1 pseudogene is annotated in these 1183 nt (G+C 45.9%); it reads right to left on the reverse strand.

Annotated elements, in window-relative coordinates:
- Positions 1 to 1121 (reverse strand): annotated as a pseudogene (locus A3735_RS03675) (acetyl-CoA hydrolase/transferase family protein); the annotation flags it as partial.
- Between the last annotated feature and the right edge of the window lie 62 nt (positions 1122 to 1183).

The raw sequence follows: 1183 nt of genomic DNA on the forward strand, positions 1-1183 counted from the left end.
AATTCGACTCACCTGACCTTTTTTTGCTGTAGAATGAAGCGCGATAAAAGAACGGCCATTCTCGGCCATATAAGCCCCCTCACAAAATCCAACTGCCCTCCGGTGCCTGAAAACTGCTGACCATTCATATGCTCTGCATTCACCTGCCCCGTCAAATCAACTTCGATTGCAGCGTTTACAGAAACCATATTATTGTTCTTACTGATCACTGCCGGATTATTCACCCAGGAAGCAGGATAACCAACGATCGAAGGGTTATCATCCATAAAGTCATACATCGCTTTGTCACCCAAAGCTAAGGTAAACACGTGCTTGTGCTGCATCCAGAATTTTTTCTTACCGGTCAGAACTCCCCACTGAATCAACCTAACCATCGCGGGCGAAAACAACTCAGAGTGCAGGCCTAAATTTCGGTGGCTATCTAACATTCCGAGCACCGCATTTGGCACACCACCAACTCCCATCTGCAATGTATCTTCATCATGGATATGTTCTGCAATCTGACTGGCAATTATCTTGTCTATTGGACCAGGCTCAGATAATTGCGTTTCGCACAGAGCCTCATCATGTTCGACCAGTGCATCAATCTCGGAAATATGAATGGTACATTCACCAAACGTTTTAGGCATATTCGAGTTAACCTCAACCACCACTCGCCTGGCTTTACGAATGACACTCGCGCCATAGTCGGCATTAGTCCCCAGACTAAAATAACCGTGTTTATCCATACTTGAGACTGCCACCATAAAACAATCCGGTGATATATGGGCAGTCAGCAAACGTCCAACCTGATGAAAATTAGTCGGTACAAACTGCATCCATGCTTCATCTTTTGACTCAGCCAGCGCTTGTCGGTCTGAGGCGCTTAAGAATAATGGCCTGGGCGAGATCCTCCCCGACAAAGACGGTTTAAGAAGCGTATTACGTAGATGTTCTGAGCCGTGCATGTAATACAAATTAAACGGCGCAACTCGCTCTTGTTCAGCGCATTCACTTAGCCAGCTAAGAAGTAGACGCGGCATGGCAACACTCATTCCCAGTATCAGGTTTGATACGCCAAGCATCTGCCCGGAAAGCTGCTCCTTGGAAATTTTCTTCGATTGATAAACGGCTTCAAGCATCTTGCTACTCCCCTTAAGATTCTTTTACTGTAAACCCAGTTTGAACAAACATTCTTAAGGCG

It is taken from the genome of Oleiphilus sp. HI0061 (genome assembly GCF_001635675.1).